Source organism: Acidovorax sp. GW821-FHT10E04 (assembly GCF_059415185.1).
This window is the reverse complement of record NZ_JBWKMT010000001.1, coordinates 69,970-91,928: the sequence shown is the minus strand read 5'-3', so window position 1 is coordinate 91,928 and position 21,959 is coordinate 69,970. Positions and strand designations below refer to the sequence as shown.

21 protein-coding genes are annotated in these 21,959 nt (G+C 66.1%); 3 read left to right on the top strand and 18 right to left on the bottom strand.

What is annotated here, in order from left to right:
- Positions 1 to 14 precede the first annotated feature (14 nt).
- Positions 15 to 1,187 (bottom strand): glutamine-hydrolyzing carbamoyl-phosphate synthase small subunit, encoded by a 1,173-nt coding sequence (gene carA / locus AC07OC_RS00405; protein WP_218297683.1) that lies wholly within the window; start codon positions 1,185 to 1,187, stop codon positions 15 to 17.
- Between the two features lie 286 nt (positions 1,188 to 1,473).
- Between carA and AC07OC_RS00400 the strand changes: the two genes are divergently transcribed.
- Positions 1,474 to 2,286, top strand: coding sequence for a hypothetical protein (locus AC07OC_RS00400; RefSeq protein WP_494600309.1), 813 nt, complete (start codon positions 1,474 to 1,476; stop codon positions 2,284 to 2,286).
- A gap of 59 nt (positions 2,287 to 2,345) precedes the next feature.
- Here AC07OC_RS00400 and AC07OC_RS00395 read toward each other — a convergent pair whose 3' ends face one another.
- The 16 genes from AC07OC_RS00395 to rpsB form a co-directional block, all read right to left on the bottom strand.
- On the bottom strand, positions 2,346 to 3,119 hold the full coding sequence (locus AC07OC_RS00395) for a TrmH family RNA methyltransferase (RefSeq protein WP_218341592.1): 774 nt from the start codon (positions 3,117 to 3,119) through the stop codon (positions 2,346 to 2,348).
- A gap of 17 nt (positions 3,120 to 3,136) precedes the next feature.
- Positions 3,137 to 3,763 (bottom strand): ribonuclease HII, encoded by a 627-nt coding sequence (rnhB, locus tag AC07OC_RS00390; protein ID WP_218297686.1) that lies wholly within the window; start codon positions 3,761 to 3,763, stop codon positions 3,137 to 3,139.
- A complete protein-coding gene (lpxB, locus tag AC07OC_RS00385) occupies positions 3,729 to 4,892 on the bottom strand; it encodes a lipid-A-disaccharide synthase (RefSeq protein WP_218297687.1) in 1,164 nt (387 codons plus the stop codon). Before lpxB ends, rnhB begins: the two co-directional genes overlap by 35 nt.
- A 9-nt stretch (positions 4,893 to 4,901) precedes the next feature.
- Positions 4,902 to 5,690: an acyl-ACP--UDP-N-acetylglucosamine O-acyltransferase gene (lpxA, locus tag AC07OC_RS00380; protein ID WP_218341591.1), complete on the bottom strand. Its 789-nt coding sequence runs from the start codon at positions 5,688 to 5,690 to the stop codon at positions 4,902 to 4,904.
- A 20-nt stretch (positions 5,691 to 5,710) separates the two neighbouring features.
- A complete protein-coding gene (gene fabZ / locus AC07OC_RS00375) occupies positions 5,711 to 6,151 on the bottom strand; it encodes a 3-hydroxyacyl-ACP dehydratase FabZ (RefSeq protein ID WP_010457855.1) in 441 nt (146 codons plus the stop codon).
- Positions 6,152 to 6,167: 16 nt separating this feature from the next.
- Positions 6,168 to 7,151, bottom strand: coding sequence for a UDP-3-O-(3-hydroxymyristoyl)glucosamine N-acyltransferase (lpxD, locus tag AC07OC_RS00370; RefSeq protein ID WP_218341590.1), 984 nt, complete (start codon positions 7,149 to 7,151; stop codon positions 6,168 to 6,170).
- A gap of 24 nt (positions 7,152 to 7,175) precedes the next feature.
- Positions 7,176 to 7,694 (bottom strand): OmpH/Skp family outer membrane protein, encoded by a 519-nt coding sequence (locus AC07OC_RS00365; RefSeq protein WP_218297690.1) that lies wholly within the window; start codon positions 7,692 to 7,694, stop codon positions 7,176 to 7,178.
- Entirely contained in the window at positions 7,694 to 9,991 is a 2,298-nt protein-coding gene (bamA, locus tag AC07OC_RS00360; protein WP_218297691.1) for an outer membrane protein assembly factor BamA, read from the bottom strand. Before bamA ends, AC07OC_RS00365 begins: the two co-directional genes overlap by 1 nt.
- A gap of 45 nt (positions 9,992 to 10,036) precedes the next feature.
- A complete protein-coding gene (rseP, locus tag AC07OC_RS00355) occupies positions 10,037 to 11,401 on the bottom strand; it encodes an RIP metalloprotease RseP (protein ID WP_218341589.1) in 1,365 nt (454 codons plus the stop codon).
- A 26-nt stretch (positions 11,402 to 11,427) separates the two neighbouring features.
- Positions 11,428 to 12,606 carry a 1-deoxy-D-xylulose-5-phosphate reductoisomerase gene (ispC, locus tag AC07OC_RS00350; RefSeq protein ID WP_218341642.1) on the bottom strand — a complete coding sequence of 393 codons (1,179 nt, stop codon included), beginning with the start codon at positions 12,604 to 12,606 and terminating at the stop codon, positions 11,428 to 11,430.
- A complete protein-coding gene (locus AC07OC_RS00345; RefSeq protein WP_218297693.1) occupies positions 12,606 to 13,463 on the bottom strand; it encodes a phosphatidate cytidylyltransferase in 858 nt (285 codons plus the stop codon). Before AC07OC_RS00345 ends, ispC begins: the two co-directional genes overlap by 1 nt.
- A gap of 8 nt (positions 13,464 to 13,471) precedes the next feature.
- On the bottom strand, positions 13,472 to 14,203 hold the full coding sequence (gene uppS / locus AC07OC_RS00340; protein WP_218297694.1) for a polyprenyl diphosphate synthase: 732 nt from the start codon (positions 14,201 to 14,203) through the stop codon (positions 13,472 to 13,474).
- Between the two features lie 23 nt (positions 14,204 to 14,226).
- Positions 14,227 to 14,787: a ribosome recycling factor gene (gene frr / locus AC07OC_RS00335; protein ID WP_218297695.1), complete on the bottom strand. Its 561-nt coding sequence runs from the start codon at positions 14,785 to 14,787 to the stop codon at positions 14,227 to 14,229.
- A 58-nt stretch (positions 14,788 to 14,845) separates the two neighbouring features.
- On the bottom strand, positions 14,846 to 15,568 hold the full coding sequence (pyrH, locus tag AC07OC_RS00330) for a UMP kinase (protein ID WP_056413356.1): 723 nt from the start codon (positions 15,566 to 15,568) through the stop codon (positions 14,846 to 14,848).
- Between the two features lie 50 nt (positions 15,569 to 15,618).
- Positions 15,619 to 16,545, bottom strand: coding sequence for a translation elongation factor Ts (gene tsf, locus AC07OC_RS00325; protein ID WP_218297696.1), 927 nt, complete (start codon positions 16,543 to 16,545; stop codon positions 15,619 to 15,621).
- Positions 16,546 to 16,649: 104 nt separating this feature from the next.
- Positions 16,650 to 17,402: a 30S ribosomal protein S2 gene (gene rpsB, locus AC07OC_RS00320; RefSeq protein ID WP_218297697.1), complete on the bottom strand. Its 753-nt coding sequence runs from the start codon at positions 17,400 to 17,402 to the stop codon at positions 16,650 to 16,652.
- A 214-nt stretch (positions 17,403 to 17,616) separates the two neighbouring features.
- Here rpsB and AC07OC_RS00315 point away from each other — a divergent pair, with 214 nt between their 5' ends.
- Positions 17,617 to 18,975 (top strand): amidase, encoded by a 1,359-nt coding sequence (locus AC07OC_RS00315; protein WP_494600308.1) that lies wholly within the window; start codon positions 17,617 to 17,619, stop codon positions 18,973 to 18,975.
- Positions 18,976 to 19,024: 49 nt separating this feature from the next.
- Complete coding sequence (locus AC07OC_RS00310; protein WP_218341587.1) at positions 19,025 to 20,257, top strand: FAD-dependent oxidoreductase; 1,233 nt, start codon at positions 19,025 to 19,027, stop codon at positions 20,255 to 20,257.
- A gap of 144 nt (positions 20,258 to 20,401) precedes the next feature.
- Here AC07OC_RS00310 and AC07OC_RS00305 read toward each other — a convergent pair whose 3' ends face one another.
- On the bottom strand, positions 20,402 to 21,925 hold the full coding sequence (locus tag AC07OC_RS00305) for a CoA-acylating methylmalonate-semialdehyde dehydrogenase (protein ID WP_218341586.1): 1,524 nt from the start codon (positions 21,923 to 21,925) through the stop codon (positions 20,402 to 20,404).
- Positions 21,926 to 21,959 lie beyond the last annotated feature (34 nt).

Below are 21,959 nucleotides of genomic sequence, written 5' to 3'. Positions count from 1 at the left end.
ATTCCTTCCCGGGTTCAACCGGCTTTCGCCGCGCGCATGGCATCGGTGAATCGGTCGAAAAGGTAGGCGATGTCGTGCGGCCCAGGGGAAGCCTCAGGGTGGCCCTGGAAGCAGAATGCCGGCTTGTCCTTGTGGACCAGCCCTTGCAGCGTGCCGTCGAACAGGCTGATGTGCGTGGCGCGCAGGTTGGCAGGCAGCGATTCCATGTCCACCGCGAAACCGTGGTTCTGGCTCGTGATGCTCACGCGGCCGGTGTCCAGGTCCTTCACGGGGTGATTGGCCCCGTGGTGGCTGTGGGTCATCTTGAAGGTCTTGGCGCCGGCGGCCAGGGCCATGATCTGATGCCCCAGGCAGATGCCGAACGTGGGCACGCCGCTGTCCACGATGGTGCGGGTGGCGGCAATGGCGTAATCGCAGGGCTCCGGATCGCCGGGGCCGTTGGACAGGAACACGCCATCGGGCTTGAGTGCCAGCACATCGGCGGCGGGCGTCTTGGCAGGCACCACGGTGACCTTGCAGCCGCGCTCGGCCAGCATGCGCAGGATGTTCTTCTTCACGCCGAAGTCGTACGCCACCACATGGAACTGCGGCGCCGCGAGTTCGCCGTAGCCCGAGCCCAGCTTCCACTCGGTCTGCGTCCACTCGTAGCGCGACGCCGTGGTCACCACCTGGGCCAGGTCCAGCCCGGCCATGTTGGGGGCGGCCTTGGCCTTGGCGATGGCTTCGTCGATGAGCGCCTGCGTGACCGGCTGCCCGGCGGCCAGTCCGATGATGGCGCCGTTTTGCGCACCCTTGCTGCGCAGCAGGCGCGTGAGCTTGCGGGTATCGATGTTGGCGATGGCCACGGTGTTCTCGCGCACGAGGTACTGCGAGAGCGTTTCCGTGGAGCGGAAATTGCTGGCCAGCAGGGGCAGGTCCTTGATGATCAGGCCCGCGGCATGGACCTTGTCGGCTTCGATGTCCTCCACGTTGACGCCGTAGTTGCCGATGTGCGGATACGTCAACGTGACGATCTGCTGGCAGTAGCTGGGGTCGGTGAGGATTTCCTGGTAGCCGGTGATCGCGGTGTTGAACACCACTTCGCCGACGGTGGTGCCGGTGGCACCAATCGAATTGCCGATAAAGACCGTGCCGTCTGCGAGCGCCAGGATGGCGGGCGGGAAATTTCCCTGTAGAGACAAAAGCACTGGGTTCTCCGGATGGTTACGGTCGCCCGGCGCCTGCAGGCCACTCGTGCACGCAAAGGTACGCAAGTGCCGGTGGCTGCTCTCAGATGGGTTGTTGCTTTGGGTGCGGTCGGGCGACGCTGTTGCGAGAAAAGCTCCCGATTATACCCATCGCGGCGCATTCACTCACAAATGCATGCCTTGCATAACCTTGTTACGTAAGCAAGTGTTCCAGGCATTTCAGGTGACAACGGTCCGCCTAGACTTTGCCCGACGCCTCCCGCCACTCCCACAGAGAACCCTCCCGATGCGCACTTTTCTCCGCCCTCTTGCCCTTTCCCTGGCCGGCCTGTGCGCCGCCGTCGCCGCCCAGGCCCTGGAACTGGCCAGGTACCCCCAGGTCTTCGTGGCCCCCCAGGGGGTGGAAGTGGTGCTGGCGCCCAGCGCGGATGGCAAACAGGCCCTGGTGCGCGTGAGCGGCATCAACGATCCCATTGACCAGGTCGTGTTCCTGAGCCAGCTGGAGCAACAGGGCTCCGCGCGGGAGGTCTATGCCACCCGGCTCGACGGCCGCAGCTACGGCCTGCTGCAAAAGCAGAGCCACGCCTATCGCCACGGCGAGCAGTATATGGTGTACCTGCCCGGCAAGCGCGACGGCCTGCCGCTGTCCTTCAGCGAGGAAAAGAGCAAGGCCTTCAAGCTGGCGGACCTGCAGGCGAGCTACCAGAGCCAGCAAAAGCAGGGCGTGCAGGAAAAGCTGGCCCGCTTTGACCGCAGCAAGCGCCTCGCGGGAGCGCAGGCCGAGCTGGCCAGGGCCGACCAGGAAGCCTCCGCGGCCTGCGGCACGCCGGTGAAGACCACGGTCGACTGGAGCACGATCGATGACGAGAAGCTGCAGACCCTGAGCATCGGCAGCTTCTGCGGCGTGGTGGCCTCGGAGCTGGACTCCATGTGCCGCAACACGCCCGCCTTCAAGAGCACTGCGTCCGGGCTCCAGGTGCAGTGCAGGTTCGCGCCACAGCTCAAGATCCGCGTGGAAAACCAGCAGGTGCTGTTCAGCACCGAGAAGGATGCGCCCAACCAGGGCGATTTCGTGCGCCAGTTCCTGCGCAACCTCTAGAAAAACGGGAGAAGGCGGGCCTTCCGCGGCCCCCCGGAGCCGGCTGCGAAGGGAGGTGTTCAGCGCCCGGCGCCGCTCGCATGCAGGCAGATCGCCGCCGCCGCCGCGACGTTCAGCGACTCCTCGCCGCCGGGCTGCGCGATGCGGATGCGCATCGCAGCCCGCTCCTCCAGCACGGCGGAGACGCCCTGCCCTTCATGGCCCATGACCCATGCGCAGGGCCAGGGCAGCGCGGCCCGGTGCAGCCAGTCCCCGGCGTGCGAACTGGTCACCAGCATGGGCACCTTCAGGGACTGGAGTTCGCCGTGCTCCACGCCTTCGATCAGGTCCAGCGCGAAATGCGCGCCCATGCCGGCGCGCAGCACCTTGGGGGACCACAGGGCGGCGCTGCCCTTGACGGCGACCACCTGACGGAATCCGAATGCCGACGCGCTGCGCAGGATGGAACCCACATTGCCGGCGTCCTGCACCCGGTCCAGCACGACGGTGGCGGCGTCCATGCGCAATGCGGCGGCAGCGGGCAGATCGATGATGAAGCCCATGCGGGCAGGCGACTCCAGACCGCTGATGTCGGCAAACAGGGCATCGGCGAGCACTATGGTTTTCATAGCTGCCTGCGCCCATTCCACTTGCGCCTGAGGCCAAAAAGACTCGGAAAATACCGCGATCGATGCCCGCTGACCCCGTTCCAGGGCGGCGCGGCAGAGGTGGTCACCCTCCAGCCACACCCTGCCCTGCTTGCGGTAGGCGGTGGTGTCCTGCGCGAGCCGGCGCAGTTCCTTCACGAAGGTGTTGTCCCGCGAATGGATCGCGGTGATGGACGGAGAGGTCATGGGGCGAGCAGGTTCCGTCAGGCAAGCAGGCTCTGCGCCACGGGCGCAAAGGAACGCCGGTGATGGACGCAGGCCCCGTGCTCGCGCAAGGCGGCCATGTGCACCGCGGTGCCATAGCCCTTGTGGCCGGCAAACCCGTACTGCGGAAACTCTTCATGCACCTGCACGCACCAGCGGTCGCGGTGCACCTTGGCCAGGATGGAGGCGGCCGAGATGGCCGGCACCAGCGCATCGCCCTTGACGATGGCCTCGGCCTGGATGCCCAGCGTGGGCAGGCGGTTGCCATCGACCAGCACCATGACGGGCTTCAGGCGCAGCCCCATCACGGCCCGCCGCATGGCCAGCAGCGTGGCCTGCAGGATGTTGAGCTGGTCGATCTCTTCCACGCTGGCCTCGGCAATGCTGCAGCACAGCGCCTTGGCACGGATTTCGTCGTAGAGTTTCTCGCGCCGGGCAGGCGTGAGCTTCTTGGAATCGGCAAGGCCGGCGATCGGATTGAGGTCATCCAGAATGACCGCGGCCGCCACCACGGGCCCCGCCAGCGGGCCGCGGCCCGCCTCGTCCACGCCGGACACAAGACCCGGCGGGTGCCATGGCAGGCAGGCCTGTTCAGGCAGCTGGGTGAAGGATTTTCTGGATCGCATCGGCAGCCAGTTGGGGGGTATTGCGTTGCAGGCTTTCGTGCAGCGCCGTAAAGCGCTGCTCCAGGGCCGTGATTTTCTCAGGATTGTGCTGGCGCGCATCCAGCCATTGCAGCGTTGCCGCGCAGAGCGCCTGGGGTGTCGCGGCATCCTGGATCAGCTCGGGGACCACGAATTCTCCGCAAAGGATATTGGGCAGCCCCACCCAGGGCTGCAGCTGCTTGCGGCGCATGAGCCACCAGCTCAACGGGTGCATGTGGTAGCCGATGACCATGGGACGCTTGAACAGCGCCGCCTCCAGCGTCGCGGTGCCGCTGGCGATCAGCGTGGCGTCGCAGGCGGCCAGCACGGCATGGGACTGGCCGGACACGATCTGCACCGCCCCACCCAGACCCGCGGCCCGTGCCGCCTGCACGATGCGCTCCCGCAGCGCCGGGACGGCAGGAACTATCAATTTAATAGCTGGACGCGCTTTCAGGACAAGCGCTGCAGCCTCAAAGAAAGGCTGCGTGATGTAGGCGATCTCCGAGGAGCGGCTGCCCGGCAGAATGGCCAGCACCTCGTCGGCATCCTGCAGGCCGAGCTGGGCGCGGGCGGCAGCGCGGTCCGGCACCATGGGAATCACGCCGGCAAGCGGGTGGCCCACATAGGTCGCCGCAATGCCGTGCCGCGCCAGCAGCTCGGGCTCGAACGGAAAGATGCACAGCACGTGGTCGGCGCTGCGGCGTATCTTCTCGACACGGTCCGCGCGCCAGGCCCAGATCGACGGGCACACGAAGTGCACGGTCTTGACACCCGCGGCACGCAGGTCGGCCTCCAGCTTCAGGTTGAAGTCAGGCGCATCCACGCCGATGAACACGTCCGGACGCTCCTTGAGCAGCCGCTCACGCAGTTGCTTGCGAATGCCCAGCAGTTCGCGCAGGCGGCGCAGCACCTCCATGCTGTACCCATGCACGGCGAGCTTCTCGCTGGGCCACCAGGCGGCAAAACCCCGGCGCTGCATCTGCGGGCCACCAATGCCGCAGGACTGCAGGCCCGGCCAATGGGCCTGCATGCCGTCGATCAGCAGGCCGGCAAGCAGGTCGCCGGAGGTCTCGCCCGCCACCATGGCGACGCGGGGGGAAGCCTTCATCATTGCCCCTCAGCGCGCGATGCCGCGCGTGGAGGTATCCAGGAAACCCAGCATCATGGCGATGTCGGGCGCAGCCTCCGGATGGGCGGCTGGCAACTCGGCCACGCCTGCGCGTGCGGCCTCCAGTGTCAGCCCCTGGCGATAGAGCAGGCGGTGCATCTGCTTGATGCCCGCCACACGCTCTGCCGAGAAGCCCCGGCGGCGCAGCCCGACGATGTTGAGGCCGCGCAGCGCCAGCGGATTGCCGTCGGCCAGCATGAAGGGGGGCACATCCTGCGACACGGCGCTGGCAAAGCCGACCATGGCATGGGCACCGATCGAGACGAACTGGTGAATGCCGGTGAGCCCGCCGATGGTGACCCAGTCGGCAAGGTGCACATGGCCTGCCAGCGTGGTGTTGTTGGAGAGCGTGGTGTGGTTGTCAACGCGGCAGTCGTGCGCGATGTGGGTGTACGCCATGATCCAGTTGTCGCTGCCCACGCGCGTGATACCGCCGGCTCCCGGCACACCGAGGTTGAAGGTGCAGAACTCGCGGATCACGTTGCGGTCGCCGATGACGAGTTCGGTCGGCTCGCCCGCGTACTTCTTGTCCTGCGGCACGGCACCCAGCGATGCGAACTGGAAAATGCGGTTGTCGGCGCCGATCGTGGTGCGCCCTTCGATCACGCAGTGCGGCCCCACCGTGGTTCCCGCCCCGATCACCACGTCGGGACCAATCACCGCGTAGGGGCCCACCGTGACCGTGGGATCCAGACTGGCGCCTTGCGCGACTATGGCCGTGGGATGAATATTGCTCACGATCTGCAAGTCTGAGCGGATCAACCCACGCTGCGCATGGTGCACATGAGTTCGGCCTCGCAGGCCACTTCCTCGCCCACGCTGGCCACGCCCTTGAACTTCCAGATGCCGCCGCGCACGCGGTCGATCGTGATGGAGAGAATCAGCTGATCGCCCGGCTCCACCGGCCGCTTGAAGCGCGCGCCATCGATGCCGACGAAGTAGTAGATGTTGTTTTCATCGGGCACCTTGCCCATCGCGTCGAACGCCAGCAGGCCGGCGGCCTGCGCCAGGGCCTCGAGGATCAACACACCCGGCATCACCGGGCGCCCTGGAAAGTGCCCCATGAAATAAGGCTCGTTGAACGTCACGTTCTTGATCGCCTTTATGCGGGTGTTGCTCTCAAGCTCGATCACTTTGTCCACCAGCAGGAACGGGTAGCGGTGGGGCAGTTGCTTGAGAATTGCGTGGATATCCATCATCGAGTTGTTCTTCCGTTCATGCTGCTTTCAGAGCTTGCTCCAGCGCCTTGATGCGCTCTCGCAAGCTGTGCAGTTGTTTGAGTGTTGCAGCGTTTTTTTCCCAACGCGCATTGTCGTCGATGGGAAACATGCCCGTGTATTGCCCAGGCTGGCTCAAAGAGCGCGTGACCACCGTGGCGGCAGAGATGTGCACGTTGTCCGCCATCTCCAGATGGCCCAGCACGATGGCGCCGCCGCCCACGGTGCAGTGCGCGCCAATGGTCGCGCTGCCGGCCACGCCCACGCACCCCGCCAGGGCCGAGTGCTTGCCGATGCGCACGTTGTGCCCGATCTGGATCAGGTTGTCGAGCTTGACGCCGTCTTCGATGACGGTGTCCAGCAGCGCACCACGGTCGATGCAGGTGTTGGCGCCGATCTCGACATCGTCGCCAATGTGCACGGCCCCCAGTTGCTCGATCTTGACCCACTGCCCGTTCTCGGGCGCAAAACCAAAGCCGTCGGCGCCGATCACCACGCCGGGGTGCACGATGCAGCGCGCGCCGATGCGGCAGCCCTCGCCCACCGTGACACGGGACTTGAGCACGGTTCCTGCGCCAATGCGCGCACCGCGTTCCACCACGCACAGGGGACCGATGGTGGCGGTGGCATCGACCTGCGCCGACGGGTCCACCACCGCGCTCGCGTGCACACCGCCCTGCACTGCGGGGGCATTGAGCCGGCGCCAAAGCTGCGTGGCCCGCGCGAAGTACACGTAGGGGTTGTCCGCCACGATGCAGGCGCCACGGGCCAGGGCGGCATCGCGCATGGCAGGCGCCACAATGACACAGGCCGCCCGGGAGGCGGCCAGTTGCTGTTGGTAGCGGGGGTTGCTCAGGAAACTGAGGTCTCCCGGCCCTGCAACCTCCAGGGGCGCGATGCGGGAAATGACGGCATCCCGTGCCGCACCTCCTTCCAGCGAGCCACCGAGCGCATCAACTATGTGCCCGAGAAGCAAGCTCACGCGCCACCTGTCCAGCGCTGGGACTTACTTGCCGGCAGCGGCATTCAGCGCCTTGATCACCTTGTCGGTGATGTCGTGCTTGGGGTTGATGTAGACGGCCTCCTGCAGGATCACGTCGTACTTCTCCGCCTCTGCCACCTGCTTGACCACCTTGTTCGCACGTTCGAGCACCTGGGACAGTTCCTCGTTCTTGCGGGCGCTCAGGTCTTCCTGGAATTCGCGGCGCTTGCGCTGGAATTCACGGTCCTGGTCCACCAGCTGGCGCTGGCGGGTGGTGCGCTGGCTTTCAGCCATCGTGGGAGCTTCGCGCTCGAACTTCTCCGTGGCGGTCTTCAGGGTGTTGCCCATGTCCACCAGTTCTTTCTCACGGCGGGAGAATTCCTGCTCCAGCTTGGCCTGTGCAGCCTTGGCGGTGCTGGCCTCGCGGAAGATGCGGTCGGTGTTGACAAACCCGGCTTTGAACTCTTGCGCTTGTGCAGGCGCTGCGATGGCAAGCGTGCCAAGCAGCAGGGCCAGAGAGATATGGCGAGAAAAGGATTTCATTAGAAAGACGTTCCAATCTGGAATTGCAGTTTCTGGATTCTATCGCCGGCGAACTTGCGCACCGGTTGCGCAAAGGCCAGGCGCAACGGACCCAGCGGGGAAATCCAGCTCAGGCCCAGGCCGACGGAGGAACGCATGTCACTGAAAGTAACTTTTTCGTTCTCTCCGTACACATTACCCACATCAAAGAAAGTGAATACACGCAGTGTCCGGTCGTTGCCCGCGCCCGGGAAGGGTGCGATCAGCTCCGCGTTCAAGGTGACCTTCTTGGGTCCCCCCAACGACGCGCCCGTCACGTCACGCGGCCCCAGCGTACCCTGGTCGAAGCCGCGCACGGATCCCAGCCCACCCGAATAGAAGTTCTTGAACACGGGGAACGGCCTGCCGTTCATGCCCTTGCCGATGCCCACCTCGCCGTTGAAGGCGATGGTGAAGCGCTTGTTCAGTGGCACGTACTGCTGGTACTGGTAGTTGGCCCGCACATAGCGAGCATCCCCCGCCACCGACCATTCTGAATTGAGGCGCTGATAGCGGCCGGAATTCGGCGCCAGAGCGCTGTCGCGGTCGTCCCGCGACCAACCGATCGTCAAAGGAATGGAGGTGCTGCTGTAGCCAAACTGGTCGGCATAGGCCAGGTAGGTGGCGGGAATGTTCGTACCCGCCTTGATCTTGGTCTGCTCCAGCCCCCCACCAAAGAACACGGTATCGGTTTCACTGAACGGAACACCGAATCGCACCGACGTTCCGGTGGTCACCAACTCGTAGTTGCCGCCCTGGTCTTCGTAGGGCTTGTCCGTGCGGTAGTACACATCCAGCGTGCGCGAGATGCCTTCCGGCGTGAAGTATGGATTGGTAGTGCTGAACACCAGCGTGCGACGGTACTTGCTGGTGTTGACATCGATGCCCAGGTAGTTGCCGGAACCAAAGATGTTTTCCTGCTTGATGCCGAACGACAGCGACACCTTTTCGGCGCTGGAGAAACCCACCCCCATCTGCAGCGAGCCCGTGGGCTTTTCCGCCACGTTGATCACGAGGTCGACCTGGTCGGGGGAACCCGGCACTTCCTGGGTTTCCACATTGACTTCGGTGAAGAAGCCCAGGCGGTCCACGCGGTCGCGCGACAGGCGGATCTTCTCGCCGTCGTACCACGAGGCTTCGTACTGGCGGAATTCACGGCGGATCACTTCATCGCGCGTGCGGTTGTTGCCGCTCACGTTGATGCGGCGCACATAGGCGCGGCGCGAAGGTTCGGCCTGCAGCACGAAGGCGACCCGGTTGTTTTCGCGATCGATTTCGGGCACGGCTTCCACGCGCGCGAAGGCGAAGCCAAAACGCGAGAAATACTCTGAAAACGCCTTGGTCGTTTCCGTGACCTGGTCCGCGTTGTAGGGCTCGCCCGCGCGGATGGTGACCAGGGACTTGAACTCGTCTTCGCGGTCCAGGTAGTTGCCCTCCAGCTTGACGCCCGAGACCACGTAGCGCTCGCCTTCCGTCACGTTGACGGTGATGGAGATGTCCTGCTTGTCGGGCGAGATGGCGACCTGCGTGGAGTCGACCCGGAACTCCAGATACCCGCGCTGCAGGTAGTACGAACGCAGCGTCTCCAGATCGGCATTGAGCTTGGCGCGCGAGTAGCGGTCCGACTTGGTGTACCAGCTGAGCCAGCCCCCGGTGTCCTGGTCGAACAGGCCTTTGAGCGTGGATTCACTGAAGGCCTTGTTGCCGACGAGGCGCACTTCCTTGATGCGGGCAGGCTCGCCCTCGACCACGGTGAAGGTCAGGTTGACGCGGTTGCGCTCGATCGGCGTCACAGTGGTGACGACCTCGGCGCCGTACAGGCTCTTGTTGATGTACTGGCGCTTGAGCTCCTGCTCGGCGCGGTCCGTCAACGCCTTGTCGTAGGGCCGGCCCTCGGTGAGTCCGACATCGCGCATGGCCTTCTTGAGCGCGTCCTTGTCGAACTCGCGCGTGCCGGCGAAGTCAACGTCGGCGACGGTGGGCCGCTCTTCCACCACCACCACCAGCACGTTGCCGGCCGCCTCCAGGCGCACGTCCTTGAACAGGCCCAGTCCGAAAAGAGCGCGGATGGCCGCGGCGCCCTTCTCGTCGTTGTAGTCGTCACCAACCCGCAGCGGCATGGAGGCAAACACGGTGCCGGGCTCCACGCGCTGCAGGCCCTCGACGCGGATGTCCTGCACCTTGAAAGGCTCCAGAGCCCATGCCGCATTGGCGGCAAAAATCATGGCTGCAACGGCCGATGCGGTACGCACGCCCAGGCGATTGATGTGTTTTTTCATGAATGAAGCTGGAGCCGCAGTTGCAGGGCAAGCGCGGCAAAAGTGTTAGCCAAAGAGCCGGGTGATATCGTTGAACAGGGCAATGGACATCATGAGAAGCAGGACCGCAACGCCTCCACGCTGCAGGCGCTCCATCCATGCATCCGACACCCCCCTGCCCGTGACACCCTCCCAAAGATAATACATCAGGTGCCCTCCGTCCAAGACAGGCAGCGGCAGCAGGTTGAGCACGCCCAGGCTCACGCTGATCAGCGCAAGGAAGACAAGGTACTGCGAGAGTCCCAGGCTGGCGGAGCGCCCTGCGTAGTCGGCGATCGTCAGGGGGCCGCTGAGGTTCTTGAGCGATGCCTCGCCGATCACCATGCGCCCCATCATCCGAAGCGTGAGGATGGAGACATCCCAGGTCTTGACCACGCCGGCCCAGGCCCCCTCGAACACGCCATATTCCACCGTCACGAATTCAGGGGGGGCCCCGACATACGCCCCGATGCGGCCGACGGAGGCGCCCAGTTCCGGCTTGGCCTCGGGCAACACGTCCACGCTCAGCACCTGGCCTGAGCGATCAATGCGCCAGGACTGTGCCAATGGCTCGCTTCCCCGCACCGACTGGCGGATCAGCTCGCGCAGCTGCTGGCCGTCCACCACGTCGCTGGCACCGATCCTGAGCACCACGTCTCCCTGGCGCAATCCAGCGCGGGCTGCGGCCCCGTCAGGCATGACCTCGCCCAGCACCGGCCGTGTCCACGGCCCCAGGATGCCGATCTTGCGAAACAGCTGGGCGTCCGCCTCCCGGCTGTCGATCTTCGACATGTCCAGCAGGATTTCCCGGTGCACGGCGCCCGACTGCGGCTGCACGTCGAGGCGCACGTTCACACCCTCCAGCGCACCGCGCGTGAGCAGCCAGCGCAGTTCTTCAAACGAGCGCACGGGCTCCATCTCGTCCGACCCCAGCGCTGCCTGCGCGACCAGCTCGCCGCCCCGCAGGCCGGCACTCTGCGCGACGGACCCGGCCACCGGACTGGCGAGCACCGCCTTGGGCTCGTCCACCCCGTTCCAGTTCACAATGGAATACAGCAGCACCGCCAGCAGCAGGTTTGCCAGCGGCCCCGCGGCCACGATGGCCGCGCGGGAGCGCAGCGGCTGGGTATTGAAAGCCAGATGCCGCTCCTCGGCGGCCACGGGCGCTTCCCGCTCGTCCAGCATGCGCACATAGCCCCCCAGCGGAAAAGCCCCCAGCACGAACTCCGTGGGCGACCCCTTGGGCTGCCAGCGCAGCAATGGTTTGCCAAAGCCCACCGAGAAGCGCAGCACCTTGACCCCGCACGCCACGGCCACCCGGTAGTGGCCATATTCGTGCACGGCGATCAGAAGGCCCAGGGCCACGATGAAGGCAACGATGGTAAGGAGCATGTACGGGTCCGTGGTGCTGTGAGAACTCAGGCCGCCAGGCGGCCCGCGGCGTGCTCGGCAGCATTGCGTGCCTGGGCATCCAGGTCCAGCAGGGCTTCGAGGGAATCCGGCTTGGAGGGAGAAACCGCGTCCAAAGTTGCAAGATTCACGGCATGGATACGGTCGAAACGCAGCCGCCCCGACAGGAAGGCCCCGACCGCGACCTCGTTGGCGGCGTTCAATACGGCGGTCGTGCCTTCGGCCGCCTTGAGCGCCTGCCAGGACAGGTGCAGCCCGGGAAAACGGGCCGCGTCGGCATCCTCAAACGCCAGCGCCGTCAAGGCAGAGAAGTCGAGCCGGCTGGCACCGCTGGCGATGCGCTCCGGCCAGGCCAGGCCGCAGGCGATCGGCACGCGCATGTCGGGGGTGCCGAGCTGGGCGAGGATCGATGCATCCTTGAACTGCACCATCGAGTGGATGATCTGCTGCGGATGGATCACCACCTTGATCTGGTCGGGGTGCAGGTCGAACAGCCAGCGCGCCTCGATCACTTCCAGCGCCTTGTTCATCATGGTGGCCGAATCCACCGAGATCTTGCGGCCCATCGAGAAATTGGGGTGCGCGCAGGCCTGGTCGGGCGTGATCTGCGAGAGCGTGGACGGATCCCGCTGGCGGAAGGGACCGCCAGACGCGGTCAGCAGGATGCTGTCGACGCGTTCGGCCCAGGTCGCCGGATCTTCGGGCAGGCACTGGAAAATCGCGGAATGCTCGCTGTCGATGGGCAGCAGCGTCGCGCCGCCCTCGCGCACGGTCTGCATGAACAACCCGCCGCCCACCACCAGGGCCTCCTTGTTGGCCAGGAGCAGCCGCTTGCCCGCGCGCGCTGCAGCCAGGCACGGCGCCAGGCCGGCAGCGCCCACGATGGCCGCCATCACGGCATCCACGTCAGGGTGGGATGCTATTATTTCAAGAGCATCTTGCGCTTGAAGGACATGCGTTGGAAGGGCATTTGCCTGCAGTCTTTCAGCCAGCAGGGCCGCATGGGGGGCACTCGCCATCACGGCGTAGCGGGGGCGGAACTGCGCGCACTGCGCCAGCATCAGGTCCACCTGGGTCGCGGCACTGAGCGCGAACACCTCGAAGCGCTCGGGATGGCGGGCCACCACGTCGAGCGTGCTGGTACCGATGGAGCCCGTGGAACCCAGGACAGTCAGTCGTTGTTTCATCATTGCGTTGTCAGGCTCGTGAGCATCATGGCCAGCGGCAGGGTGGGCAGCAAGGCGTCCACCCGGTCGAGCACGCCACCGTGCCCGGGCAACAGGCCGCTGCTGTCCTTCACGCCCGCGCTGCGCTTGATGAGGGACTCCACCAGGTCACCCGACACGCTCATGGCCACCATGAACAGGGCCGCGATCACGAGCAGCCACCAGCCTTGCTGCGCCATGCGGCTGTAGAAGCTGGGAACGGCCGCCTGCCAGTGGGCATCGGCGGCCACCCAGATGAACGCCATGGCCAGCACGCCGGCAAGGCCGCCCCACACGCCCTCCCAGCTTTTGCCGGGACTGATGGAAGGGGCCAGCTTGCCCTTGGTGAAGCGCAGGCCAAAAGCACGGCCCGCGAAGTACGCGAAGATGTCGGCGACCCACACCAGCAGCAGCACCGACAGCAGGAAGTTGACGCCCACGTTGCGCGCCTGCACGACCGCCAGCCACGCAAGCCAGAGGGCCAGCACCCCGGCCACCAGGCGCACCGCCGCCGGAATGCGAGGCCAGCCGGGCACGCCGGCCCTGAGCAGCCAGGCCGCGGACAGCACCCAAAGGCCACCCCCCGCCACCCAGAGCCCCGCCAGCGGGCGGTCAATCCAGCCCAGGGCCCACGACCCGGCGCACAGGGCGACGCACGCGCCCCCCACCGCCACGGAGCCCGCCTGTCCGAAACCGCTCAAACGGCCCCATTCCCAGGCGCCGGCCGCCATGAGCACCAGCACCACCAGGGTGAACGGGACGGTGGACGATGAATAAAAAAGCGCCGGCAGCAGAATGGCCAGCAGGACAAGGGCTGTGATGACGCGCTGTTTGAGCATGGGGCCTTTCAGCCCGGCATCGGATGGGGATGCGCGGACAGGATCTGTTCGGAGGTTTTGCCAAAACGGCGCTCGCGGCCGCCAAAGGCAGCAATCGCCTCGTCCAGCGCCGACTCGTCGAAATCCGGCCACAGCCGGTCGCTGAAGAAGAACTCGGAGTATGCGGCCTGCCACAGCAGAAAGTTGCTGATCCGCATTTCCCCCCCGGTGCGGATCACCAGGTCCGGATCGGGCACATGGGCCAGGCCCATAGCACCGTGCAGGCTGGCCTCGGTGATGGGCTCGCCGCGCGCTGCCAGCGATGCGGCGGCCTGGGCGATGTCCCAGCGGCCGCCATAGTTGAAACAGACGTTGAGGACGAGGCGGGTGTTTTGCGCCGTGGCGGCTTCTGCCTGCGCCAGGCCATCGCGCACCTTGGGCGACAGGCCAGCACGCTCACCCACGAAATACAGGCGCACGCCATCCTTCTTGAGCTGCGGCACTTCGCGTGCCAGCGCCATCGCCAGGAGTTCCATGAGGCCAGAGACCTCATCCGCCGGGCGGTTCCAGTTTTCGGACGAGAACGCGAAGACGGTCAACACCCCCACGCCACGCTGCACGCAGGCGCGCGCGCAGCGGCGCAGTGAATCAACCCCCTGCTTGTGGCCGGCCAGGCGCGGCAGAAAGCGGCGCGTGGCCCAGCGGCCGTTGCCATCCATGACGATGGCGATGTGGTGCGGCACCACCGGAGATACAGACATGTGAACGTTCAAGCCCTCAAGGCTTAAACCGCCATGATTTCCTGCTCTTTGGCCGCCACCAGCGCATCGATCTCGGCGATGTGCCTGTCGGTGAATTTCTGCACGTCGGTTTCGGCGCGCTTCTGGTCGTCTTCGGACGCCAGCTTGTCCTTGACCAGCTTCTTGACGGACTCGTTGGCATCGCGGCGCAGGTTGCGCACGGCGATCTTGGCGCTTTCGCCTTCATTGCGGGCCAGCTTGGTCATTTCCTTGCGGCGCTCTTCGCTCATGGGGGGCATGGGCACGCGGATGAGATCGCCCATGGACGCGGGGTTCAGGCCCAGATCGCTTTCGCGGATGGCCTTCTCGATCTTGGCGCCCATGCCCTTTTCCCAGGGCTGGACGCTGATGGTGCGCGAATCGATCAGCGCCACGTTGGCCACCTGGCTCAGGGGCACGAAGGAGCCGTAGTACTCGACCTGCACGGTGTCGAGCAAGGCGGGGTTGGCACGGCCGGTGCGGATCTTCTGCAGGTTGTTCTTGAACGCCGCGATGGACTGGTCCATCTTGGTCTCTGCATTCTTCTTGATGTCGGCAATCGTCATGTTTTCTCCTCGGGGCCGGCCTGCATCCGGTGCAGGCCGCAAGCCATCATCGTCGTCGTCAAGCGTAAACCAGCGTACCTTCGTCTTCGCCCATCACCACGCGCTTCAAGGCGCCATGCTTGATGATCGAGAACACCCGCACCGGCAGCTTCTGGTCGCGGCACAGCGCGAAGGCGGTCGCATCCATGATGCCCAGGTTGCGGGACATGGCCTCGTCGAAGCTGAGCTTCGTGTAGCGCGTGGCCGTGGGGTCCTTCTGGGGGTCGGCAGTATATACGCCGTCCACCTTGGTGGCCTTGAGCACCAGCTCGGCGCCGATCTCGGCACCGCGCAGGGCAGCCGCCGTGTCGGTGGTGAAGAACGGATTGCCCGTACCGGCCGCGAACACCACGACCTTGCCCTCTTCGAGGTACTGCAGGGCCTTGGGACGCACGTAGGGCTCGACGACCTGCTCGATGGCGATGGCGGACATCACACGGGCCACCAAGCCCTGCTTGTCCATGGCGTCCGCCAGGGCCAGCGCGTTCATGACGGTGGCCAGCATGCCCATGTAGTCGGCGGTGGCACGGTCCATGCCGACCGAGCCGCCGGCCACGCCACGGAAAATATTGCCCCCACCGATCACCACGGCCACCTGGACACCCAGGCGCGTCACTTCGGCGATCTCCTCCACCATGCGGACGATGGTGGCGCGGTTGATGCCGAAGGCGTCATCCCCCATCAGCGCCTCACCAGACAGCTTGAGCAGGATGCGCTTGTGGGCTGGTGCGGCGTGGGACATGGGAAATTTCTCCGGTGATAGATGCGGGGCTTGGGGGGTTGCGGAAACGATCAGGCAGCAGCCTTGGCAGCAGCCACCTGGGCGGCCACTTCGGCGGCGAAGTCGTCGACCTTCTTCTCGATGCCTTCACCCACGACGTAGAGCGTGAAGCCCTTCACGTTGGTGTTGGCGGCCTTGAGCATCTGGGCCACGGTCTGCTTGCCGTCGGCGGCCTTCACGAAGACCTGGTCAGCCAGCGAGACTTCCTTGAGGTACTTCTGCACGGCGCCGTCGATGCGCTTGGCGGTGATTTCCGCGCTTTGCGCGGGCTTGCCGGCGGCCACGAGTTCCTTGTTGGCTTCGTCGGCCTTGCCTTCGGCGACAGAGCGCTCCTTGGCGATCAGGTCGGCAGGCACGTCGGCGCTGGTCAGGGCCACGGGCTTCATGGCGGCCACGTGCATGGCCACGTCCTTGGCGGCAGCGGCATCGCCGTCGAACTCGACGACCACGCCAATGCGCGAGCCATGCAGGTAGGCTGCCAGGCTGGAGCCGCTGAAGCGCTTGAAGCGGCGGAACGACATGTTTTCGCCGATCTTGCCGATCAGGCCCTTGCGCACGTCTTCCAGCGTGGGGCCGAAGCTGTCCTGGCTGTAGGGCAGCGCGCCCAGGGCTTCGACGGTGGCGGGGTTGTGCTCGGCCACCAACTTCGCGGCGGCATTGGCCATGGCGATGAAGCTGTCGTTCTTGGAGACGAAGTCGGTTTCGCTGTTGACTTCGACCAGGGCGCCGGTGGTGCCGTCGATGTAGCTCGCCACCACGCCTTCGGCCGTGATGCGCGATGCAGCCTTGCCCGCCTTGGTGCCCAGCTTGACGCGCAGCAGCTCTTCGGCCTTGGCCATGTCGCCGTCGGCTTCCGTCAGGGCCTTCTTGCATTCCATCATGGGCGCGTCGGTCTTGCCACGCAGTTCAGCCACCATGCTTGCGGTAATTGCAGCCATCTCTATTCCTTCAGTGTTCAGTTCAATCGATTAGATTCAGCCTAAAAAAAAGGGGGCTCACCAGGGGCCCCGCTTTCATTCGCGACGGATCGCGCAGCCGGGTATCAGGCGGCGGCTTCTTGCACTTCCACGAACTCGTCGGAGCTCTCGGCCGTCACGGCCTTGACCACTTCGTTCACGGCGTTCGCACGGCCTTCGATGATCGCGTCGGCGATGCCACGGGCGTACAGCGTCACGGCCTTGGCCGAGTCGTCGTTGCCAGGGATCACGTAGTCGATGCCTTCAGGCGAGTGGTTCGTATCGACCACACCGATCAGCGGGATGCCGAGCTTCTTGGCTTCGGCCACGGCGATCTTGTGGAAGCCCACGTCGATGATGAAGATGGCGTCGGGCAGCGCAGCCATGTCCTGGATGCCGCCGATGTCCTTTTCGAGCTTCTCGATCTCGCGGGAGAACGTCAGCTGCTCCTTCTTGCTCAGGCTGTCGAGGCCAGCTTCTTGCTGGGCCTTCATGTCCTTGAGGCGCTTGATCGAGGTCTTGACCGTCTTGAAGTTGGTCAGCATGCCGCCCAGCCAGCGCTGGTCCACGAAGGGCACGCCAGCGCGCAGGGCTTCGGTGGACAGGATCTCACGGGCCTGGCGCTTCGTGCCGACCATCAGGATCGTGCCGCGGTTGGCAGCCAGTTGCTTGGCGAACTTCTGGGCTTCCTGGAACAGTGGCAGCGACTTTTCCAGATTGATGATGTGGATCTTGTTGCGATGGCCGAAGATGTAGGGGGCCATCTTGGGGTTCCAGAAGCGGGTCTGGTGACCGAAGTGGACACCGGCTTCCAGCATTTCGCGCATGGTAACGGACATAAAAATACTCCAAAGGTTGGGTCTAAAATCCAGCCCCAATACTTGCGCCGCCGTGGTTTCTCACGAAAGACGCAACACCTTGACAGGGCTGGTTTGCGATTGGTTCTGCGCAAGCCGCCACACGCACATTGCGACAATGCCCGATCACACCGGATTGCACTGCCCCTTGCCCGCGTTACCGCTCCCAGCAAAACCCAAAGATTCTAGCACACCCATGCTCCCTGACCTGATCGCCACCCGCGACCGCCTGCGGGACGGCACCACCGCCGTGCCCGCAGAGCTGGAACGTTGCATCGAAGCCGCCCAGTCCCCTGCGAACACCCACAGTTTCGCGCGCACGCTGTTCGCGGAAGCACGCACCAAGGCGGTGCAAGCCGGCCTGGACCGCCTGCCCCTGGCCGGCCTGGCGGTATCGGTCAAGGACCTGTTCGACATCGCCGGCCAGCCCACGCCCGCCGGCTCCACGGTGCTGGCGGATGCGCCCGCCGCAGCGGCCGACAGCCCCGCGGTGGCGCGCCTGCGTGCCGCGGGTGGCGTTGTCATCGGCCGCACGAACATGGTGGAGTTCGCGTTTTCAGGCGTGGGGGTGAATCCGCACTTCGGCACGCCCGCGGCCTTCGATGCCCGATCGGGCGCATTGCCCGGCGCGCCACGGGTTCCCGGCGGCTCGTCGTCGGGTGCCGCCGTATCGGTGGCCACGGGGGCGGCGTTCATCGGACTGGGGTCGGACACGGGAGGGTCGATCCGCATTCCGGCGGCGCTCAACGGCATCGTGGGCTTCAAGAACACCGCGCGGCTGGTCCCCACGGCCGGGGCCGTCCCGCTGTCCACCACGCTCGACACGGCCTGCGCCATGACCCGCAGCGTGCGCGATGCCATCGTGGCGCACGAGGTGCTGGCCGCCCGGAGCGTCACGCGCAGCCTGGCACCGCTGTCGCAATACCGCCTGGCCGTCCCCTCGACGGTCTTCCTGGACGGCATGGACGCCACGGTGGCCCGGGCGTTCGAGCGCACCCTGTCCGCGCTGCGCGCGGCGGGCGCCACCATCGACACCATCGACATGTCCCCCATGCAGGAGCAGCCGGTGCATGGCTTCTCCGCGCCCGAAGCCTACGCCTGGCACCGCGAACTGCTGCAGCGCGCGGGCACGCGCTACGACCCCCGTGTGCGTGCGCGCATCGACAAGGGTGCGGCGCTGATGGCATGGGAATACATCGACCTGCTGCAGGCCCGCCAGCACTGGATGGCCCGCATGCACGCGTGCATGGAAGGCTACGACGTCCTGCTGTCCCCCACCGTGCCCATCGTGGCCCCCGCCCTGGCGGATGTGGCCCCGGCCGGCGGCCAGGACGCCGCGCAGGATGCGGCGCGCGACGCCGAGTTCTTCCGCGTCAACACCCTGCTGCTGCGCAATACCAGCGCCGTCAATCTGCTGGACGGCTGCGCGCTGTCCCTGCCCTGCCATGTACCGGGGGAACTCCCGGTGGGCCTGATGGTCTGGCACGGGGCCCTGCGGGATGACACCGTGCTCAACACGGGCCTGCAAATCGAAAAAATACTACAAAAACAATAGCTGCAAGCGCTTGATAATCAAGCTCTAGAGGCTAAAAACACCCAAATTCATGAAGATTGCCATCGTGGGCGCCGGCATTGTCGGCGTCACCACTGCCTATGAGCTGGCCAGCGACGGCCACGAGGTCACCGTGTTCGAGCAGCGCAGCGCTGCCGCCGAAGAAGCCAGTTTTGCCACGGCCGGCCTGCTGGGCTCCCACGTGCTCAGCCCCTGGGCCCTGCCCGGCTTCGGCCAGGCGCTGCGGCTCATGGGCGCCCACGCCACGCTGCGGCTGGCGTCCGGCCTGGGCCAGGACCATCTGGCCTGGCTGTGGCGCTGGCGCCGCGCGGCACGCGCCAACAGCGCGCCGGCCCCGGCTCTGGAGCAACTGGCGCGGTACAGCCAGGAGCGCCTGAAGGCCATCGCCAGCCAGCACGAGCTGGATTTCGAATCCAGTGACGGACGCCTGGTGCTGCTGCGCAGCGAGCAGGAGCAGGCCGCGCTGCAGCCGGCCCTGCAGGTGCTGCGCGACTGCGGCGTGGCGGCACGCGAGATCGATGCCGCGACGGCGCGCCACATCGAGCCCGGGCTGTCCCCCGATGCCCCGCTGGCCTGCGCCATCCACCTGCCGGACGCCAGCGCCGGCAACTGCCGCCTGTTCGCGCAACTGCTGCGCCAGGGCACGCAAGGTTCGGGCGTGCAGTTCGCGTTCAACACCCGTGTCGAACGCATCGGCACCAGCCCCCTGGGCATTGCGGTGCCAGGCGAGCCCGAGCTGCGCCGCTTCGATGCCGTGGTGCTGTGCGCGGGCATGGCCTCGGCCGCGCTGCTGCCGCCGCTGGGGCTGCGCCTGCCGATGACCGCCGTGTACGGCTATTCGGTCAGCGCGCCCCTGCGCGAGTCCACGCACGCGCCACGCGCCAGCGTGGTGGACATGGCCCAGCAGATCTCCATCACCCGCCTGGGGCAGCGTGTGCGCATTGCCGGTGGCGCGGAGCTGGCGGGCGCCGACGCGGACCACCATGCGCCCACCCTGCAGCGCCTGTACCGCACGCTCAACGACTGGTTCCCCGGAGGGGCGCAGCTGTCCTCGGGGCTGCAGGTTTGGCGCGGCGCGCGCACCATGCTCCCCGACGCGGCCCCCGTGGTGGGCCCCAGCGGGGTGCCGGGGCTGTGGCTCAACACGGGCCACGGCGCCGGCGGCTGGGCCCTGGCCTGCGGGAGCGCCCGGGCCGTGGCGGACCTGATCGGCCAGCGCAGCCCCGAGATCGGCCTCGAGGAGTTCGGCATCCAGCGTTTCTAGAGCGTGCTGGAGTCCCCCCGGAACGGGAGGCCCGGCAAACCCGCCAGGGACGCTGGGCGCGGGGATAGAAAGGGCCCGCGGCAACGCGCGGCGGCCACGAAAAAATGGGGCCAAAGCCCCATTCCAGCGACCGCGCGCCGGGTCCTACTTGGCCGTCGGCATCACGAACTCGGCCCCCTTGGGCGTGCTTTCAGGCCAGCGCTGCATGATGCTCTTTTGCTTGGTGTAGAAGCGCACGCCTTCCTCGCCGTAGGCGTGCATGTCGCCAAACAGGCTGCGCTTCCAGCCGCCAAAGCCATGCCAGGCCATGGGCACGGGAATCGGCACGTTGATGCCGACCATGCCAGCCTGGATGCGGCGGCCGAACTCGCGGGCCACGTTGCCGTCGCGCGTGAAGCAGGCCACGCCGTTGCCGAACTCATGGTCGTTGACCAGCTTCACGGCCTCGCCAAAATCCTTGGCGCGCACCACCGCCAGCACCGGGCCGAAGATCTCCTCCCGGTAGATGCGCATCTGCGGCGTGACATGGTCGAACAGGGTGCCTCCCATCCAGAAGCCGCCTTCGCAGCCCTCGCCGGCCTGCGCCGCGTCAAAGCCGCGGCCATCCACCAGCAATTGCGCGCCCTCCTTCACGCCCAGGTCGATGTAGCCCGAGATGCGCTCGTGGGCCGCGCGGGTGACGATGGGGCCCATTTCCGCCGCCAAGTTCGTGCCGTCGAGCACCTTGAGCGCCTTCGCGCGCTCGACGAGCTTGGGCACCACCTTGTCGGCGGCATCTCCCACCAGCACGGCCACGCTGATGGCCATGCAGCGCTCACCGGCCGATCCGTAGCCCGCGCCAATGAGGGCGTCCACGGCCTGGTCCATGTCGGCATCGGGCATGACGATCATGTGGTTCTTGGCGCCGCCCAGGGCCTGCACACGCTTGCCGTGGCGGGCGCCGGTCTCGTAGATGTAGTTGGCGATGGGGGTGGAGCCGACAAAGCTGATCGCCCGGACATCGGGGTGCTCGATGAGCGCATCCACCGCCTCCTTGTCGCCCTGCACCACGTTGAAGACGCCGTCGGGCAGGCCCGCCTGCCGGAACAGGTCGGCCATGAGCAGCGAGGCCGTGGGATCGGTGGGGCTGGGCTTGAGCACGAAGGTGTTGCCGGTCGCGATGGCCACCGGAAACATCCACATGGGCACCATGACCGGAAAGTTGAAAGGCGTGATCCCCGCCACCACGCCCAGGGGCTGGCGCAGCGTCCAGTTGTCGATGCCGGTGCTCACCTGGTCGGTGAAATCGCCCTTGAGCAGTTGCGGAACGCCGCAGGCGAACTCGATGATGTCGATGCCGCGCGCCACCTCGCCCTGCGCATCGGTGAACACCTTGCCATGCTCGGCCGTGATGGCGCGGGCCAGCGCATCCTTGTGCTGGTTGACCAGCTCCAGGAACTTGAACAGCACGCGGGCGCGGCGGATGGGCGGCGTGTCCGCCCAGGCGGGAAAGGCGGCCTGCGCGGCGGCCACGGCCGCATCCACATCGGCGCGGTGGGCCAGCGCCACGCGGCCCGTCACGGCGCCCGTGGCGGGATTGGTCACGTCCTGGCTGCGTGTGCTGGTGCCCATGGTGCGCTGGCCGTGGATGTAGTGGCCAATGGGGGCCGGCTGGGTGGCGGTGGTCATGCAAACCTCTTTCAAAGAACGGTGGAAAGTGGCC

Coding starts and splice junctions, on each gene's coding strand:
- AC07OC_RS00400 (WP_494600309.1), top strand. CDS start 1,474: ATGCGCACTTTTCTCCGCCCTCTTGCCCTTTCCCTGGCCGGCCTGTGC.
- AC07OC_RS00395 (WP_218341592.1), bottom strand. CDS start 3,119: ATGACCTCTCCGTCCATCACCGCGATCCATTCGCGGGACAACACCTTC.
- rnhB (WP_218297686.1), bottom strand. CDS start 3,763: ATGCGATCCAGAAAATCCTTCACCCAGCTGCCTGAACAGGCCTGCCTG.
- lpxB (WP_218297687.1), bottom strand. CDS start 4,892: ATGAAGGCTTCCCCCCGCGTCGCCATGGTGGCGGGCGAGACCTCCGGC.
- fabZ (WP_010457855.1), bottom strand. CDS start 6,151: ATGATGGATATCCACGCAATTCTCAAGCAACTGCCCCACCGCTACCCG.
- AC07OC_RS00365 (WP_218297690.1), bottom strand. CDS start 7,694: ATGAAATCCTTTTCTCGCCATATCTCTCTGGCCCTGCTGCTTGGCACG.
- bamA (WP_218297691.1), bottom strand. CDS start 9,991: ATGAAAAAACACATCAATCGCCTGGGCGTGCGTACCGCATCGGCCGTT.
- rseP (WP_218341589.1), bottom strand. CDS start 11,401: ATGCTCCTTACCATCGTTGCCTTCATCGTGGCCCTGGGCCTTCTGATC.
- ispC (WP_218341642.1), bottom strand. CDS start 12,606: ATGAAACAACGACTGACTGTCCTGGGTTCCACGGGCTCCATCGGTACC.
- AC07OC_RS00345 (WP_218297693.1), bottom strand. CDS start 13,463: ATGCTCAAACAGCGCGTCATCACAGCCCTTGTCCTGCTGGCCATTCTG.
- uppS (WP_218297694.1), bottom strand. CDS start 14,203: ATGTCTGTATCTCCGGTGGTGCCGCACCACATCGCCATCGTCATGGAT.
- frr (WP_218297695.1), bottom strand. CDS start 14,787: ATGACGATTGCCGACATCAAGAAGAATGCAGAGACCAAGATGGACCAG.
- pyrH (WP_056413356.1), bottom strand. CDS start 15,568: ATGTCCCACGCCGCACCAGCCCACAAGCGCATCCTGCTCAAGCTGTCT.
- tsf (WP_218297696.1), bottom strand. CDS start 16,545: ATGGCTGCAATTACCGCAAGCATGGTGGCTGAACTGCGTGGCAAGACC.
- rpsB (WP_218297697.1), bottom strand. CDS start 17,402: ATGTCCGTTACCATGCGCGAAATGCTGGAAGCCGGTGTCCACTTCGGT.
- AC07OC_RS00315 (WP_494600308.1), top strand. CDS start 17,617: ATGCTCCCTGACCTGATCGCCACCCGCGACCGCCTGCGGGACGGCACC.
- AC07OC_RS00310 (WP_218341587.1), top strand. CDS start 19,025: ATGAAGATTGCCATCGTGGGCGCCGGCATTGTCGGCGTCACCACTGCC.
- AC07OC_RS00305 (WP_218341586.1), bottom strand. CDS start 21,925: ATGACCACCGCCACCCAGCCGGCCCCCATTGGCCACTACATCCACGGC.